The following is a 15,775-nucleotide window of genomic DNA, read 5'->3' as shown; positions in this document are numbered from 1 at the left end:
CCGTTTCCTGTTCCTGCCGTTTCATGCCGCGCCGGGTGCGGGAATGTCCAGAGGCGCGGGCGCTGGACCTGCCGGAAACGAGCGGCGATAAGACGGCCATGACCCCGGCCCTGCCCATCGACGACATCCTGCCCGGCCTGCTGGACGCCCTGCGCGGCCATGGCCGGGCCGTGCTGCAGGCGCCGCCGGGCGCGGGCAAGACCACCCGCGTGCCGCTGGCCTTGCTCGACGCGGGGCTGACCGGGGGCCGGATCGTGATGCTGGAGCCGCGCCGGCTGGCCGCCCGGGCCGCCGCCGAGCGGATGGCGCAGACGCTGGGCGAGGCCGCCGGGCAGACGGTCGGCTACCGGATGCGCGGTGCGGCCAAAGTATCGGCCGCAACCCGGATCGAGGTGGTGACCGAAGGCATTCTGACCCGGATGCTGCAATCTGATCCCGAACTGTCCGGGGTCGGCGCGGTGATTTTCGACGAGTTCCACGAGCGGTCGCTGAACGCCGATCTGGGTCTGGCCCTGTGCCTGGAGGTGGCTGCCGCGCTGCGTGACGACCTCATCCTGCTGGCGATGTCGGCGACGCTGGACGCGGCCCCCGTGGCCGGGTTAATGCAGGCGCCGCTGATCACCTCCGAGGGCCGCGGCCATCCGGTCGAGACACGCTGGCTCGACCATCCGCTGCCGCCGGGCACGCGGCGGGAGGGCGCGCTGGCCGATCTGGTGGTCCGTGCCGAGACCGAGACGCGGGAAACCGGCGGCGGCATGCTGGTGTTCCTGCCGGGCGCGGGGGAAATCCGCCGGGTCCAGGCGCTGGTGTCGGGACGGCTGCCCGCGAATTGCGTGGTCAGGCCGCTTTATGGCGCGCTGCCCTTTGCCGAACAGCAAAAGGCGCTGGCCCCGGCGTCGGCACGGGACCGGAGGATCGTGCTGGCGACCTCGATCGCCGAAACCTCGCTGACCATTCCCGACATCCGGGTGGTGGTCGATGGCGGTCAGGCGCGGCGGGCGCGGTTCGATCCCGGCTCGGGAATGTCGCGGCTGGTGACCGAACGGGTCACGCGCGCCGAGGCGACCCAGCGCGCGGGCCGCGCGGGACGGGTGGCGGCGGGCGTCTGCTATCGGTTGTGGGCGCGGGGCGAGGACGGCGCGCTGGCGGCGTTCCCGCCCGCCGAGATCGAGGCGGTGGACCTGACCGGGCTGGCGCTGGACCTGGCGCAATGGGGGGCCGAGGCGGAGGCCCTGCCATTCCTGACGCCGCCGCCGGATGCCGCACTGGCGCAGGCGCGCGACCTGCTGCACCTGCTGGGGGCGCTGGACCGGCGCGGCCGCATCACCGGTCACGGCCGGACGCTGGCGGCGCTGCCGCTGCATCCGCGGCTGGCGCATATGCTGTCGGTGGCCGGGTCGCAGGCCGCGCCGCTGGCGGCGCTGCTGGGCGACCGCGACCCGCTGGCCCGCTCCGCGCCCGCCGACCTGTCGCTGCGGCTGGAGGCGCTGGCCGACCTGCGCCGCTACAGCGAGCGCCGCCCGCATCCGGCCGATGCGGGGGCGGTGTCGCGTATCCGCTCCGAGGCGAACCGGCTGAAGCAGGCGACGAAAGCGGCAGCGCCGGAACGCACCGACGCATCGTTCAGCCCCGGCGCGATGGCGGCGCTGGCCTATCCCGACCGGATCGGGCAGCGCCGCAGGGGCGAAGCACCGCGATTCGTGCTGTCGGGCGGCAAGGGCGCGGTGCTGGACGACGCCGATCCGCTGGCGGGAACGCCGCTGCTGGTGGCCGCCGACCTCGACGGCGACCGGCGCGAGGCCCGCATCCGCCTCGCGGCAACGATCACCGAGGGCGAGTTGCGCGATCTCTACGCCGACAGGATCGGCTGGCGCGAGACCTGCGCCTGGTCGAAACGCGACCGCCGGGTTGTGGCGCGCCGGCAGGAAAACCTGGGCGCGGTGGTGCTGCAGGACCGGGTCTGGAAACAGGCGCCCGCCGAGGCGGTGGCGCGGGCGATGTGCGACGGCGTGCGCGACCTGGGATTGCGGCTGTCGGGCGATGCGGCGCGGCTGGCGGCGCGGGTCGAACTGCTGCGGGCGACCGGCGCGGAGCTGCCCGATTTCTCCGAACCCGGCCTACTGGCGACGCTCGAAGACTGGCTGGCCCCGCATCTGGACTGCATCCGCGACGCCGCGGGCTGGAAGGGGTTCGACCCCCTGCCCGCCCTGCGCGCGGCGCTGGGCTGGGACCGGATGCAGGAGCTCGACCGCAAGGTGCCTGCGCATTTCACCACGCCGCTGGGCCGCCGGGTGCCGATCGACTATACGCCCGAAGGCCCCGAGATCGCTCTGCGCCTGCAAGAACTGTTCGGCGTCACCACCCATCCGGCATCGGCGGGCGAACCGCTGAAGATCACCTTGCTGTCACCCGCGCAACGACCGGTGCAGGTGACCCGTGACCTGCCCGGTTTCTGGGCCGGGTCCTACGCGGATGTACGCAAGGACATGCGGGCGCGTTATCCCAGGCATCCCTGGCCCGAAGACCCGACCCGGGCCGATCCGACCCTGCGTGCGAAACGGCGCTAGGCGGTCAGCCCCGGAGGCTGGGCAGGCCGATGCCCGTGGCCTGGAACCCACCATCGGCGGCCACGACCTGGCCGGTGACATAGCTCGCCTCGTCCGACAGCAGAAAGGCGATCACCGCGGCGATCTCGTCTTCCTTGCCGTAGCGGTTGAGCGGGATGGCATCGTGATAGGCGGCCCGGATGTCGGGCGTGTGAACCGCCAGCGCCAGCTTGGTGTCGACCGGGCCCGGCGCCACCGCATTCACGCGGATGCCCCGTTCGCCCAGTTCGGCGGCCTGTTGCAGCGTCAGCTGCGCCAGCGCGGCCTTGGACGTGCCATAGGCCACACGCAGGGTCGAGGCGCGCAGCCCCGAGATCGAGGTGACATTGACCACCGCCCCACCGCCGTCCGCCGCCAGCAGGGTCGCAAACGCCTGCGTCATCAGGAACGGCCCGTCGAGATTGGTCGCCATCACCCTGCGCCAGCAGTCGAAACCGGTTTCGCCGATGGGGCCGAACTCGGCGACGCCGGCATTGTTCACCAGTCCGTCGAGCCGTCCGAACCCGGCCGTGATCCGGTCGCGCGCCGCTTCGACCTGGGCCGGGTCCGACACGTCCGCCAGGATCGGCAGCGCCCCGGGCAGCGCGGCCGCCGCCGCATCCAGCGCCGCTGCGTCCCGGTCGAGAATCGCCATTCGCCAACCGCGCTCTGTCAGGAGCCCGGCAGTGGCGAACCCGATGCCACGCGCCGCGCCGGTTATCAGTGCTGCTTTCACCTGTCTTGTCTCCCTTCGATTTTTTTCGGCTTGGTGAATCTTCTCATTCGATATTAGTAAATTGTTAACCTTTGCTCACCAAAGTCCGGTTACACCCGCGACAACTGCTACAAAGAAGGCGGAATCGCAGGGAAAAACAAGGATAAGGGTACTTCACAACTGGCGGGACGGGCAGTCCGCAACCGGTCGGATCCAGCGGTTCCGGCCGGTTCAGCTTGCAACATGCGGACATCACACCGCGCTGCCCGGTCGCCTCGTGTCACGTTTTCGTTGCAACCGGCGCGTGTTGCGTCTAGCCGCTTCGTCCAAACCACCATGAGGGCGAAGCGATGACCGGGGCGCCGGAACCGCAGACATCGAACACCAATCGCTGGACAACGCTTGACCGGGATCTGAAACGCATCTCGCGGATCGAGGAGGCGACGACCTATGTCGCCCGCCCGATGGTCGCACCGAGCATCGCGCTTGCCTTCATCGTGTTCGCCGGCATCGCGTCGGCGGTGCTGCTGGGACAGTTCCCGGTGAACATGATCGTGGTCACGGCCGCCGGGTTCGGCGCCTACATGGCGATCAATATCGGCGCCAATGACGTGGCCAACAACATGGGTCCGGCGGTCGGTGCCAACGCGCTGACGCTGGGCGGCGCGATCCTGATCGCGGCGATTTTCGAAAGCGCGGGCGCGCTGCTGGCCGGCGGCGACGTGGTGTCGACCATATCCAAGGGGATCATCGACCCCTCAGCGGTGGCCGATGCCGACACCTTCATCTGGGCGATGATGGCGGCGCTGATTTCCTCGGCGCTCTGGGTCAACCTGGCGACCTGGATCGGCGCCCCGGTCTCGACGACCCATTCCGTGGTCGGCGGCGTGATGGGCGCGGGCATCGCCGCGGCCGGGCTGGCCTCGGTCAGCTGGCCGACCATGGGCGCGATCGCGGCGAGCTGGGTGATTTCGCCCGTGCTCGGCGGTGCGGTGGCGGCGGGGTTCCTCGCGCTGATCAAGCACCGGATCATCTATCGCGAGGACAAGATCGCCGCGGCCCGGACCTGGGTGCCGCTGCTGGTGGCGATCATGGCCGGCGCCTTTGCATCCTACCTGGCGTTGAAAGGGCTGAAACGGGTGGTCCGGATCGACCTGTCCGCCGCGCTGCTGATCGGCCTGGTGGTGGGTGGCATCGCATGGGCCGTGGCGCGGCCGCTGATCCACCGCCAGTCCGAGGGGCTGGAGAACCGCAACAAGTCGCTGAAGACGCTGTTCGGGCTGCCGCTGGTGATCTCGGCGGCGCTGCTGAGTTTCGCCCATGGCGCCAATGACGTGGCCAACGCGGTGGGACCGCTGGCGGCGATCGTGCATGCGGCCGAGGCCGGCGATTTCGCGGCCAGGGTGGCGATCCCGACCTGGGTGATGGTGATCGGCGCCTTCGGCATTTCCTTCGGGCTGTTCCTGTTCGGCCCCAAGCTGATCCGCATGGTCGGCAGCCAGATCACCAAGCTGAACCCGATGCGCGCCTTCTGTGTCGCCCTGTCGGCGGCGATCACGGTCATCGTCGCCAGCTGGCTGGGCCTGCCGGTCAGTTCCACCCATATCGCCGTGGGCGGGGTGTTCGGCGTCGGGTTCTACCGCGAATGGCACATGGAGCAGCGCCGCCTGCGGGTGTCGAGCGCGCAGCGCCCGCCCGAGCAACGCCTGCCACGGGCGGAACGCCAGCGCCGCAAGCTGGTGCGCCGGTCGCATTTCATGACCATCGTCGCGGCCTGGATCGTGACCGTTCCCGCCGCCGCGCTGCTGTCGGGCGGGATCTTCCTCGTGCTGAACGCGGTCGCGAACTGACCTCCGGGTCCATATGGGGGCAGTTCGGGACCAGATTCGGCCCGGCTCAGACGCCCAGGCACCACCGCATCACCGCCTTCTGCGCGTGCAGCCGGTTCTCGGCCTCGTCGAAGATCACCGAATGGGGCCCGTCCATAACCTCGGAGGTCGCCTCTTCCTCGCGATGGGCCGGCAGGCAGTGCATGAACAGAGCGTCGGGCCGCGCATGGGACATCAGTTCGGCGTTGACCTGATACGGGCGCAGCATGTTGTGGCGGCGTTCCTTGGAGGACTGGCTGTCATGCATCGACACCCAGGTATCGGCCACGACGAGATCGGCGCCCTCGACCGCCTTGACCGCGTCGCGTTCGATCCGCACCGCCGATCCCCGGTCGCGGGCAAAGCCCATGAACTCGGCCTCGGGGTCCAGCTGCGGCGGCCCGGTGAAGGTCAGGTCGAAGCCGAACTGGCCGGCGGCATGCAGGAACGAGGCGCAGACATTGTTGCCATCGCCGCACCAGACAACTTTTTTTCCGGCGATCGGGCCACGATGTTCCTCGTAGGTCAGGACATCGGCCATGATCTGGCAGGGATGGGTGCGGTCGGTCAGCCCGTTGATCACCGGTACATCCGCATATTCGGCCATTTCGATCAGCACGGATTCGTCGAATGTGCGGATCATGATCATGTCCACATAGCGCGACAGCACTCGGGCGGTGTCGGCGATCGTTTCACCATGGCCCAGCTGCATGTCATTGCCCGACAGCACCATGGTCTGCCCGCCCATCTGGCGCACCCCGAGGTCAAAGGAGACCCGGGTGCGGGTCGAGGGTTTTTCGAAGATCAGCGCCACCATGCGCCCGGCCAGCGGCTGGCTGTCATCGGCGGCCGCCCTGGGCCGGCCCAGGCGGGCCTGTTTCATCGCGCCGGCCTGGTCGATCATGCCGCGCAGGTCTGCGGCGTCCGTCTTGTGGATATCGAGAAAATGGTTCATCGGTTCGGTCCCGTGTCTGGGTGCGGGAGCGAGGGGCCAGCCCCTCGCGCTCCCCGGAGTTTATCTGGCAAGATGAAGGATCACGCGGCGGTCACCCGCGCCGCGGCGCGGTCGAGCCGGTCGACCGCCTCCGCGATTTCGTCCTCGGTGATGGTCAGCGGCGGCAGCAGGCGTATCACGTTGTCGGCGGCCGGAACGGTCAGGACCTGTTCGGCATGGCCCGCCGCGACCACATCGGCATTGGCGGCCCGGCATTTCAGGCCCAGCATCAGGCCCACGCCGCGCACCTCTTCGAACACATCGGGATGGGCGGCCGCGAGCCCTTCGAGCTTCTGGCGCAAAAGCCCCGCCTTGCGGTTCACATCCGCCAGGAAATCCGGGTCGGAGACGATGTCCATCACCGCGCAGCCCACCGCGCAGCCCAGCGGGTTGCCGCCATAGGTGGACCCGTGCGTGCCCGCGGTCATGGCCGAGGCCGCAGCCTCGGTCGCCAGCACCGCGCCGAGCGGGAAACCGCCGCCGATACCCTTGGCCACCATCATGATGTCGGGCGCGATCCCGGCCCATTCATGGGCAAAGAGCCGGCCGGTGCGGCCCATGCCGCATTGCACCTCGTCGAGGATCAGCAGCAGGCCGTGGTCGTCGCAGAGCGCGCGCAGCGCCCGCAGGTCGGCATCGGGCACCGGGCGGATGCCGCCTTCGCCCTGCACCGGTTCGACCAGGATCGCGGCGGTGGTATCGGTGATCGCGGCGCGCACGGCGTCGATATCGCAGAATGGCAGCTGCGTGAAACCGGGCAGCAGCGGGCCAAATCCCTTGGTCATCTTCTCGGACCCGGAGGCGGCGATGCCCGCCGAGGACCGGCCGTGGAACGACCCCTCGAAGGCGATGATCCCGACCCGGTCCGGCTGGCCGAAGTCGTGGAAATGCCTGCGCGCCATCTTGACCGCCAGTTCGCAGGCCTCGGTGCCCGAATTGGTGAAGAACACGGTGTCGGCGAAGGTGGCCGCCACCAGCCGGTCGGCCAGCGCCTGCTGCTGGACGATGCCGTAGAGGTTGGAGACATGCCACAGCGCCTGCGCCTGTGCTGTCAGGGCCTCGACCAGCGCCGGGTGGGCGTGGCCGAGCGCATTGACCGCGATACCGGCGCCGAGATCCAGGAAACGTCGGCCATCCGCCTCGGTCAGCCAGGCGCCCGCGCCGCTGACGAATTCGAGCGGCGCACGGTTGTAGGTCGGCAGGATGGACGGGATCATCTGGGGTTTCCTTCCGGAGAGTTTGAGCCCCCTGAGTGCATCAGCCGGGGCCGTTTCGTCAATGATGTGCGAAAGGGGCGCCGGTGGTGGCGCAAGTGATCGGGCGCAGGCCTCAGGCGCTGCGGCGTCGGAGCGTAGGGGTGTGGCGTCGCCGGATCATGACCCCGCCCTAGCCGGTTTCGGCGCGAAAAGGAAGGGCGAAACGCCGAATGCGGATTGCCGCGCCGGATCGCGGCGCCCATAACCGGCGCATGTTCACGCCCCGGACCCCCAATCCCGCCATCGCCGCGCTGATGGTGACGGCTGCCACCGCGTTCATCGCGGGCACCACGTTGCTGGCCAAGGCGATCGGCACCGGCGCGCTGGGCACGCCGCTGAACCCGCTGCAGATTTCGCAGGGGCGGTTCCTGTTCGCCTTCGTCCTGGTGGCCGGAGCGACCGGGATCCTGCGCCCGGCGCTGGGCAACATCCGCTGGCGGATGCACCTGGCGCGCACCGCATTCGGCTGGGCCGGGGTGACGCTGATGTTCGCCTCGGTCGCGTTCATCCCGATGGCCGACGCCACCGCGATCAGCTTTCTCAACCCGGTCTTCGCGATGATGCTGGCGATCCCGCTGCTGGGAGAAAAGGTGGGGCCGGTGCGCTGGGCCGCCGCCGCGATCGCGATGAGCGGCGCGCTGATCCTGCTGCGCCCGACCCCCGAGAGCTTTCAGCCCGCGGCGATGCTCGCGCTTTGCGCGGCCGCGGCGATGGGGATGGAGCTGATTTTCATCAAGAAACTGTCCGGGCGCGAACCGGTGCTGCAGATCCTGCTGATCAACAACGGCATCGGGCTGTGCATCGCCACGGCGGCGGTGCTGCCGGTCTGGCAGCCGCCGACACCGGCGCAATGGGCGGCCCTGGCGGGGATCGGCGCGTTGATGGCGGCGGCGCAGGTGCTCTATGTCAATGCCTTGGCGCGGGCCGATGCCAGTTTCGTGGCACCGTTCAGCTATGCCGCGCTGATCTTTGCCGCGCTTTACGATCTCGCCGTGTTCGGTGCGGTGCCCGACGCGGTATCGGCGGCCGGGGCCGCGGTGATCCTGGCCGGTGCGCTGCTGCTGGCCTGGCGCGAGGCGCGGGCGCGGACACCGATCCCGCCCGGTTCCGGGCAGGATCAGCGCCGCGAAGCCTTGTAACTTCCCCCGCATCGACTAGTATATATGGCCTAGAGACTTATCGAAGGCGGCCGCGCTTTGGCCGCCTTCCAGCTTTGAAAGGGTGCCCATGTCCTGGACCGAAGAGCGCGTCGATCTGCTCAAGAAACTGTGGGGCGAAGGCCAGTCGGCCAGCCAGATCGCAAAGGAACTGGGCGGCGTGACCCGCAACGCGGTGATCGGCAAGGTACATCGGCTGGGCCTGTCCAACCGCCAGAGCGGCGGCGCCGCCGCCGCCGCCAAACCCGCCGAGCCGAAAGCCGCGCCCAAGGCCGAGGCCGCGCCGAAGCCCGCGCCCAAGACCGAACCGGCCCGTCCCGCCGCGCAGCCGGCACCGGCCGATGCGAAACCCGCGATGCCCGCGCGCCGGCAGATCATCCCGGCGGGCCAGCCGCTGCCGCCGCAGCCATCGGCCAATGAAATCAGCCCCGAAGCGCTGGCCAAGGTCAACGAGGTCGAGAAGAAGGCCAAGAAGCTGGGCCTGATGGAACTGACCGAACGCACCTGCAAATGGCCGGTGGGCGACCCGGCGACCGAGGATTTCTGGTTCTGCGGCCTGCCGGTGCAGGTCGGCAAACCCTATTGCGAGGCCCATGTCGGCGTGGCCTTCCAGCCGATGAGCGCCCGCCGCGACCGCCGCCGCTGATCCCGGTCGCCGGATTTTTTGCGCGACCGCAAGACCGGGCAATGGGCGTTGCCGGGCGGCCGTGGTCGCCGCCTGCGGTGATGTTGTTGGGCTGACCCTGTCCCGGTGACCCTGTCCCGGCGTCAGTCGGCAACCGGTGCGTCCGAACTGTAGTTCGGGATCGGGTTTTCCGAGGCCGGCGCGGCTTCGATCCCCGGCCAATTGCCTTCGGCGGTCGAGATGTTGCCGGGAATGTCCTCTTCCCAGAACCCGACCACGGTCTCGGTGATGTTCAGGAACAGCTTGCCATCGACGATGCGCCACAGGTTCGGGTTGCCGGGCACCTTGCCGCCCTTGGACACGCCATAGGCACAATGGCCGTCATATTGCGGGGCGTACTGCCCGGGACTGGCGACAAACCTGTCACGGTTGGCTTCGCTGGCAAAGGCGAAGGTGGCCCCGTTCCATTCGGCGGTGATGTCGGCGCGCCCCGGCACGGCGGCGGGCTGGGCCTGTCCGACCGGCGCCTGTTCGAGGTCGAAATAGGCGACCACGTCATGGCCGGACACGGCAAAGCCGGTGCTGTCGACATATTGATCCCCGGCCCGGGCGGGCAGGCTGTTCAACACGGTGAACGCCGTGGCGGCGGCGGCGATGGCAAGTGCGAAACGGGTCATCCTGTCCTCTCAATCACGGTCGGGCCTGATCGGGCGGGCCGCGGGCGGCCGCCACCGCATCCGATAATAGGCATTGCCCCGGCCGCGCGAAGGGGGACTCGCGCCCCTGTGATGGCCGCGGAGCCGATGTGATCTGCTGCACAGAATGAGGGCCTGTTCGAGCGGGCGATTGCGGATATATGTGCTGTCAGCGCAACGCGATGGATGGACCTGACCCGATGAAAGACGCCGACAAGCATTCCAACGACCCCGCCCCGTATCAGCCGCCCGCGGTCTGGACCTGGGACAGCGAAAGCGGCGGGCGATTTGCCAGCATCAACCGCCCGGTCGCCGGCCCGACCCATGACCGGGTCCTGCCGGTGGGCAAACATCCGATGCAGCTCTATTCGCTGGCCACGCCCAATGGCGTGAAGGCCACGGTGATGCTCGAAGAGCTGCTGGCGCTTGGCCATGCGGGCGCGGAATACGATGCCTGGCTGATCAATATCGGCGAGGGCGACCAGTTCGGCAGCGGGTTCGTCGAGGCCAACCCGAATTCCAAGATCCCGGCCCTGTGGGACCGGTCCGGCGATGAACCGGTGCGGGTATTCGAAAGCGCGTCGATCCTGTTCCACCTGGCCGAGAAGTTCGGGGCGTTGCTGCCCGCCACCGGCCCGGACCGGACCGAGGTGATGAACTGGGTGTTCTGGCAGATGGGCAGCGCGCCCTACCTGGGCGGCGGCTTTGGCCATTTCTATGCCTATGCGCCGGAGAAATGGGAATATCCGATCAACCGCTTCGCGATGGAGGCCAAACGCCAGCTCGACGTGCTGGACCGGCAACTGGCCGATCGCGAATTCATCGCCGGCGACGCGTATTCCATCGCCGATATCGCGATCTGGCCGTGGTATGGGCAACTGGCGCTGGGACGGCTCTACGAGGCGGGCGAGTTCCTGGATGTCGAAAGCTATGCCAACGTGCAGCGCTGGGCCCGGGCGGTCGACGCGCGCCCGGCGGTGCTGCGTGGACGGATGGTGAACCGCACCTTCGGCAACCCCGAATTGCAGCTTCACGAACGCCACGACGCGGGGGATTTCGACACCAACACCCAGGACAAGCTGGCGCCAGAGGGCGACGCGGCGGACTGAGCAACGCGCCCGGTTTCGCGGGGCGGCGGCGCGGCATGCCCCCTGCCCCACGCCGTCATAGTTGGCGGCGTGGACCGGCTCAGCGCAGGATGGGCGGGCGGTCCGGGTCCGATCCGGGGGTCGAGGGCCGGGCGGGCGGTTCGGGTTCGGGAAGATCGAAGCGCAGCCCCGGCCCGGCCATGCGCGCGGCGGCGGGATCGTCGGCGGCAAAGAACCCCACATCGAGCATCCCGGCCTCGAGCCCGGAAAACACCAGCGCCTCGGACACCGCCCCGGCCAGGGCCGTCTGGGCGCCTTCGACCGCATCGACAAAGCCCAGCAGGTGACCGCGACCGCCGCCGGCATATTCGACCCCGACCAACCAGGCCGCCCGCGCCAGTCCGGCGGCGGTGGCCAGCTTGGCATCAAGCGCGGCAAGCAGCGCGGGGGGCAGGCCCGCCGGCGGTGTGAAGGCGGCTATCCACGCCTCTACCGTGCCCGGACCCTGGTCGAGCGTGTCGCGCAGCCAGCCCAGCGCCGCGGCGGGCAACAGCATCGACGATGGCGCCACCTCGGGATTCAGCGCCAGCCCGATCCCCTGCCCGGCCAGCAACCCGGCCAGCACCCGGCCCGACAGCGCCGCGTAGGGCGCGGGCCGGCCGGTGAACTCGGCCAGCCGTTCGGCCCGGTCGAAACCCAGCGCGAACCGGCCCTCGCCGGTATCGAACAGTTCGGGCGTGATGTCATCGCCATCCGGTTCCCCCGTCAGCAGCAGGAACAGCTCGGCATCGGCCAGCCGGTCGTAGAACCGCAGCCGCGCGGTATCGTCGGCCTCGTCCGCCACCATCGCCGCGTGGGCCGCGTCCAGCGGGGTCTCATCCTGCACCATCCAGAACCTCCTGCACCCGCACGCGCAGGGCCGGCAACAGCTCGGCCGCGAACCACGGATTGCGTTTCAGCCATGCCGTATTGCGCCAGGACGGATGAGGCAAGGGGAACACCCACGGCGCATGGGCGCGCCAGCCCGCCACGGTTTCGGTCACGCCCGCGCGTGTCCCCAGGTGCCAGCGATGGGCATGACCGCCCACCAGCACCACCAGCGGCGCCTCGCCCAGCTCCGCCATCACCTGCCCGTGCCAGGTCCGCGCGCAGACCGGCGGCGGCGGCAGGTCGGCCTTGCGATCGTCGTAGCCCGGGAAACAGAACGCCATCGGCACCACCGCCACGCGCGAGAGGTCATAGAACACGTCCTCGCCGATCCCCAGCCAGTCGCGCAGCCGGTCACCGGAGGGATCGGTAAAGGGGCGCCCCGATGCATGGACCCGCGCACCGGGCGCCTGCCCCGCGATCAATAGCCGCGCGCCTGGACGGAACCAGACCACCGGGCGCGGCGCATGGGCCGTCGCGGTGGCGGCAAACCGGTCACTGCAGATCCGGCAGGCCCGGATCCGATCGGCCAGCGCCGGTTCGCCTCCGGCCCCGTGCGCGGGGGTCACGTTCTCGGGCCGTCCGGCGCGCGCCATGTCATTCCCATTGGATAATTCCCCTGCAATTCTACATAATAACGCGTCACTACGTCTATCGGGCGTTAACACACCGCTGCTAGAGCGGCAGGAGGGCATGTTCCTGCCCGGGACACCACCAACGGAGCGCCGGTATCGGGCGGCACGATGATCGAGTTCGAGAATGTCAGCAAATCCTTCTGGACAGGCACCCGCCGCAAGGTGATCCTGCACGAAGCGTCGTTCCGGGTCGAACTCGGCCGGTCGCTGGGCATTCTCGCGCCCAACGGCACCGGCAAGACAACGCTGATCAACATGATGGCGGGACTTGAGAAACCCGACGAGGGCGAAATCAGGCGCAGTTGCAACGTGTCCTTCCCGCTGGGTTTCATGGGCGGCGTGGTCGGCAAGGTGTCGGCGATGGAAAACAGCCGCTATATCGCCAAGCTCTACGGGCTCGATCCCGATTACGTCGAGGCTTATTGCCGGTGGCTCTGCGATCTGGGCGAATATTTCGACCAGCCGTTGGCCACCTATTCGTCGGGTATGCGGGCGCGGTTCTCCTGCGCGCTGATGCTGGCGCTTGAATTCGACATCTACCTGATCGACGAAGGCATGCCCGGCACCACGGATGTGGAATTCAACCGCAAGGCCGGGGCGATCCTGCAGGAACGGCTGCGCAACACGACCATCGTGATCGTCTCGCACCAGGCGCAGACGCTGGAAAAATTCGCAAGTTCGGCCGCCGTGCTCAAGGACGGGCGGCTGCATATGTTCGACACCTTGGAAGAGGCAAGGCAACTCTATGACTACCAGACCCAAGGCTAGCAAGTTCCGCATCCGCCGCACCAGCGCGAGCCAGGCCGACGCCCCCAACCCCGCCGGCACCGGCGAGGCCGCGGATGGCGACGGCGGGGACGCGGCGGCGGAAAACCCCGTCGACGCCGAACTCGAGGCGATCCGCGCCGAGGGCCTGACCGGCCGCCAGTTGCGCATGGCCCTGCGGGTGGCCGAGAAACACGGCCTGGAACCGGCCGACGAACATGACGCGGTGCGCCTGCTGCGGCAAAAGAACATCGACCCGTTCAAACGCTCGAACATGCTGGAACTGGTCGTGCCGCGCGGCGGCGCCGATCCACAGACCGGCGCGCCGGACGCGTTCGAAACCATGGCAGGCCAGCCGGGACGGAAACCAGAGGGCGACAGCGGGGATCATGTGCATCTGCCGCAGAAATTCGAACCGCGCCGGACCGAACTGCCTTCGACCGAACTCAGCCCCGCGGCAAGGCGCGAGAAGGAAATCACCGGGATCCAGCGCGATATCGTGCGCCGGCGCCGCCGCCGGCTGGCGCTGCTGCTGGCGCGGCTGAGCTTTTTCGTGTTCCTGCCCGCTTTGGTGGCCGGGTGGTATTTCTACCGGGTGGCGACGCCGATGTATGCATCAAACTCCGGCTTCCTGATCCTGCAGGCGGACAATGCCGGCGGCAGCGGTCTGGGCGGGTTGCTGTCGGGCACGCAATTTGCCACCAGCCAGGATTCGATCGCGGTGCAGTCCTATCTGGAATCCCGCGATGCGATGCTGCGGCTGGATCGCGACATGGGCTTCAAGGCGCATTTCGAACAGGACCGGATCGACCCGATCCAGCGGCTCGACACCGACGCCTCCAACGAAGACGCATACCGGATCTACCGCAAGAACGTGAAGATCGGCTACGATCCGACCGAAGGCGTGATCCGCATGGAGGTGATCGCCGCCGATCCGGAACTGGCCGCCGAGTTTTCGCGGCGCCTGATCACCTATGCCGAGGAACGGGTCAACAACCTGTCGCAGCAGAAACGCGGCGACCAGATGCGGGACGCGATGGAAGGGTTCGAACAAGCCCAGGTCGCCCGGCGCGACGCGCAGGAAGCCCTGGTGGAACTGCAACAGCAGGGCGCCGTTCTCGATCCCGAAGGGGTGATCGCGAGCCTGCGCAGCCAGATCAACAATGTCGAGCTTCAACTGCAGGAAAAGCAGCTGCAACTGGCCGCCCTGCTGGACAACGCCCGCCCCAACCAGGCCAAGGTCGACGGCGCACGCGGCGATGTCGGACGGCTCGAAAACCTGCTGAACGATCTCAACATGCGCATGACCGATGCCAGCGCGGGCGAAAATTCACTGGCGCAGCTGTCGGTCCGCATCCAGATGGCGCAGGCCGACCTCGCCGCCCGCGACATGATGCTGCAATCGGCGCTCCAGCAGCTCGAACAGACCCGGATGGAGGCCAACCGCCAGGTCCGCTACCTGACCACCTCGGTCGAACCCGTCGCGGCGGACGCGGCCAGCTATCCCCGGAAGTTCGAAAATACGCTTTTGGCATTCCTGGTCTTTGCGGGTATCTATCTGTTGCTGTCGCTGACCGCCTCCATCCTCCGAGAACAGGTATCGTCCTAAGCCATGAAACATGTTTCCGTCGCCGGCCTGACCATCGGCAATGACCGCCCGCTGACCGTGATCGCCGGTCCGTGCCAACTCGAAACGGCGGACCACGCCCAGATGATCGCCGGACGGCTGAAGGAAGCCTGTGACGCCGCCGGCGCGCAATATGTGTTCAAAGGGTCCTTCGACAAGGCGAACAGGACATCGATCGACGCCGCCCCGGCCCTGGGCCTGGAAAAGGGCCTGGCGGTCCTGAAATCGGTGAAGGAAGCGATCGGCGTGCCGGTCACGACGGATGTTCACGAAAAGGAACAATGTGCCAGCGTGGCCGAAATCTGCGACATCCTGCAGATCCCGGCCTTTCTGTGCCGCCAGACCGCGCTGCTGAAAGCCGCCGGATCGACCGGCGCCGCGGTCAATGTCAAGAAAGGGCAGTTTCTGGCCCCCTGGGACATGCAGAATGTCGCCGCCAAGATCGAAAGCACGAACAATCACAATATCATGCTGACCGAACGCGGCGTCAGCTTTGGCTACAACCGCCTCGTGGTCGACATGCAGTCACTGCCCGAAATGGGGCGCACCGGGTATCCGGTGATCATGGACGCCACCCATACCGTGGCCCAACCGGGCGGTCTGGGCGGTGCATCGGGCGGGCAGCGGGAATTCGCGCCGGTCATGGCCCGTTCGGCCGTGGCGGTCGGCGTTGCCGGCGTATTCATGGAGACCCACCAGGATCCCGACAACGCCCCCTGTGACGGTCCCAACATGATCTATCTCGACCAGATGCCCGGTTTGATTGACACATTGATGCGTTTTGATGGCCTTGCTAAGGCAAACCCGATTGAAATCTGAGCAGAACCAGAGACTTTTG

14 protein-coding genes are annotated in these 15,775 nt (G+C 68.2%); 8 read left to right on the top strand and 6 right to left on the bottom strand.

The annotated features are described in order from the left end of the window. The first annotated feature begins 98 nt into the window (after positions 1 to 98). Positions 99 to 2,567 (top strand): ATP-dependent helicase HrpB, encoded by a 2,469-nt coding sequence (gene hrpB / locus C6Y53_RS14340; RefSeq protein ID WP_106474124.1) that lies wholly within the window; start codon positions 99 to 101, stop codon positions 2,565 to 2,567. A 4-nt stretch (positions 2,568 to 2,571) separates the two neighbouring features. Here the strand turns inward: hrpB and C6Y53_RS14335 are convergent, their stop codons facing one another. Next, positions 2,572 to 3,321, bottom strand: a complete 750-nt coding sequence (locus C6Y53_RS14335) for an SDR family NAD(P)-dependent oxidoreductase (protein WP_106473047.1) — start codon at positions 3,319 to 3,321, stop codon at positions 2,572 to 2,574. 329 nt (positions 3,322 to 3,650) lie between these two features. On the opposite strand from C6Y53_RS14335, the gene C6Y53_RS14330 reads away from it, so the two are divergent. Further along, positions 3,651 to 5,150 (top strand): inorganic phosphate transporter, encoded by a 1,500-nt coding sequence (locus tag C6Y53_RS14330; protein WP_106473046.1) that lies wholly within the window; start codon positions 3,651 to 3,653, stop codon positions 5,148 to 5,150. Between the two features lie 46 nt (positions 5,151 to 5,196). Here C6Y53_RS14330 and argF read toward each other — a convergent pair whose 3' ends face one another. Continuing rightward, the gene (gene argF, locus C6Y53_RS14325) at positions 5,197 to 6,123 is read right to left on the bottom strand and encodes an ornithine carbamoyltransferase (protein ID WP_106473045.1); all 927 of its coding nucleotides are present in this window, start codon (positions 6,121 to 6,123) and stop codon (positions 5,197 to 5,199) included. Positions 6,124 to 6,203: 80 nt separating this feature from the next. Beyond that, positions 6,204 to 7,379: an aspartate aminotransferase family protein gene (locus C6Y53_RS14320; protein ID WP_106473044.1), complete on the bottom strand. Its 1,176-nt coding sequence runs from the start codon at positions 7,377 to 7,379 to the stop codon at positions 6,204 to 6,206. Positions 7,380 to 7,630: 251 nt separating this feature from the next. Between C6Y53_RS14320 and C6Y53_RS14315 the strand changes: the two genes are divergently transcribed. Then, positions 7,631 to 8,557 (top strand): DMT family transporter, encoded by a 927-nt coding sequence (locus C6Y53_RS14315; protein WP_106474123.1) that lies wholly within the window; start codon positions 7,631 to 7,633, stop codon positions 8,555 to 8,557. 88 nt (positions 8,558 to 8,645) lie between these two features. Next, positions 8,646 to 9,221, top strand: coding sequence for a GcrA family cell cycle regulator (locus tag C6Y53_RS14310; RefSeq protein WP_106473043.1), 576 nt, complete (start codon positions 8,646 to 8,648; stop codon positions 9,219 to 9,221). A 122-nt stretch (positions 9,222 to 9,343) separates the two neighbouring features. Here C6Y53_RS14310 and C6Y53_RS14305 read toward each other — a convergent pair whose 3' ends face one another. Beyond that, positions 9,344 to 9,877: a YHS domain-containing (seleno)protein gene (locus tag C6Y53_RS14305; RefSeq protein WP_106473042.1), complete on the bottom strand. Its 534-nt coding sequence runs from the start codon at positions 9,875 to 9,877 to the stop codon at positions 9,344 to 9,346. 218 nt (positions 9,878 to 10,095) lie between these two features. Here C6Y53_RS14305 and yghU point away from each other — a divergent pair, with 218 nt between their 5' ends. Further along, positions 10,096 to 11,004 carry a glutathione-dependent disulfide-bond oxidoreductase gene (gene yghU / locus C6Y53_RS14300; RefSeq protein WP_106473041.1) on the top strand — a complete coding sequence of 303 codons (909 nt, stop codon included), beginning with the start codon at positions 10,096 to 10,098 and terminating at the stop codon, positions 11,002 to 11,004. A 79-nt stretch (positions 11,005 to 11,083) separates the two neighbouring features. Here yghU and C6Y53_RS14295 read toward each other — a convergent pair whose 3' ends face one another. Together C6Y53_RS14295 and C6Y53_RS14290 are read right to left on the bottom strand one after the other, a co-directional pair. Beyond that, complete coding sequence (locus C6Y53_RS14295; protein ID WP_106474122.1) at positions 11,084 to 11,869, bottom strand: SseB family protein; 786 nt, start codon at positions 11,867 to 11,869, stop codon at positions 11,084 to 11,086. After that, positions 11,859 to 12,506: a uracil-DNA glycosylase family protein gene (locus C6Y53_RS14290; RefSeq protein WP_106473040.1), complete on the bottom strand. Its 648-nt coding sequence runs from the start codon at positions 12,504 to 12,506 to the stop codon at positions 11,859 to 11,861. The genes C6Y53_RS14295 and C6Y53_RS14290 overlap by 11 nt, the downstream gene beginning before the upstream one ends. 147 nt (positions 12,507 to 12,653) lie before the next feature. Here C6Y53_RS14290 and C6Y53_RS14285 point away from each other — a divergent pair, with 147 nt between their 5' ends. The 3 genes from C6Y53_RS14285 to kdsA are packed head-to-tail and all read left to right on the top strand — an operon-like array spanning position 12,654 to position 15,756. Continuing rightward, positions 12,654 to 13,313, top strand: a complete 660-nt coding sequence (locus C6Y53_RS14285; RefSeq protein ID WP_106473039.1) for an ABC transporter ATP-binding protein — start codon at positions 12,654 to 12,656, stop codon at positions 13,311 to 13,313. Beyond that, positions 13,291 to 14,919, top strand: a complete 1,629-nt coding sequence (locus C6Y53_RS14280) for a KpsE/RkpR family capsule polysaccharide export protein (RefSeq protein ID WP_106473038.1) — start codon at positions 13,291 to 13,293, stop codon at positions 14,917 to 14,919. Before C6Y53_RS14285 ends, C6Y53_RS14280 begins: the two co-directional genes overlap by 23 nt. 3 nt (positions 14,920 to 14,922) lie before the next feature. Further along, the gene (kdsA, locus tag C6Y53_RS14275) at positions 14,923 to 15,756 is read left to right on the top strand and encodes a 3-deoxy-8-phosphooctulonate synthase (RefSeq protein ID WP_106473037.1); all 834 of its coding nucleotides are present in this window, start codon (positions 14,923 to 14,925) and stop codon (positions 15,754 to 15,756) included. Positions 15,757 to 15,775: the final 19 nt, after the last annotated feature.

Source organism: Pukyongiella litopenaei (assembly GCF_003008555.2).
In the GTDB taxonomy this organism is placed as follows: Bacteria; Pseudomonadota; Alphaproteobacteria; order Rhodobacterales; family Rhodobacteraceae; genus Pukyongiella; species Pukyongiella litopenaei.
This window is presented reverse-complemented; position numbering and strand designations above follow the sequence as displayed.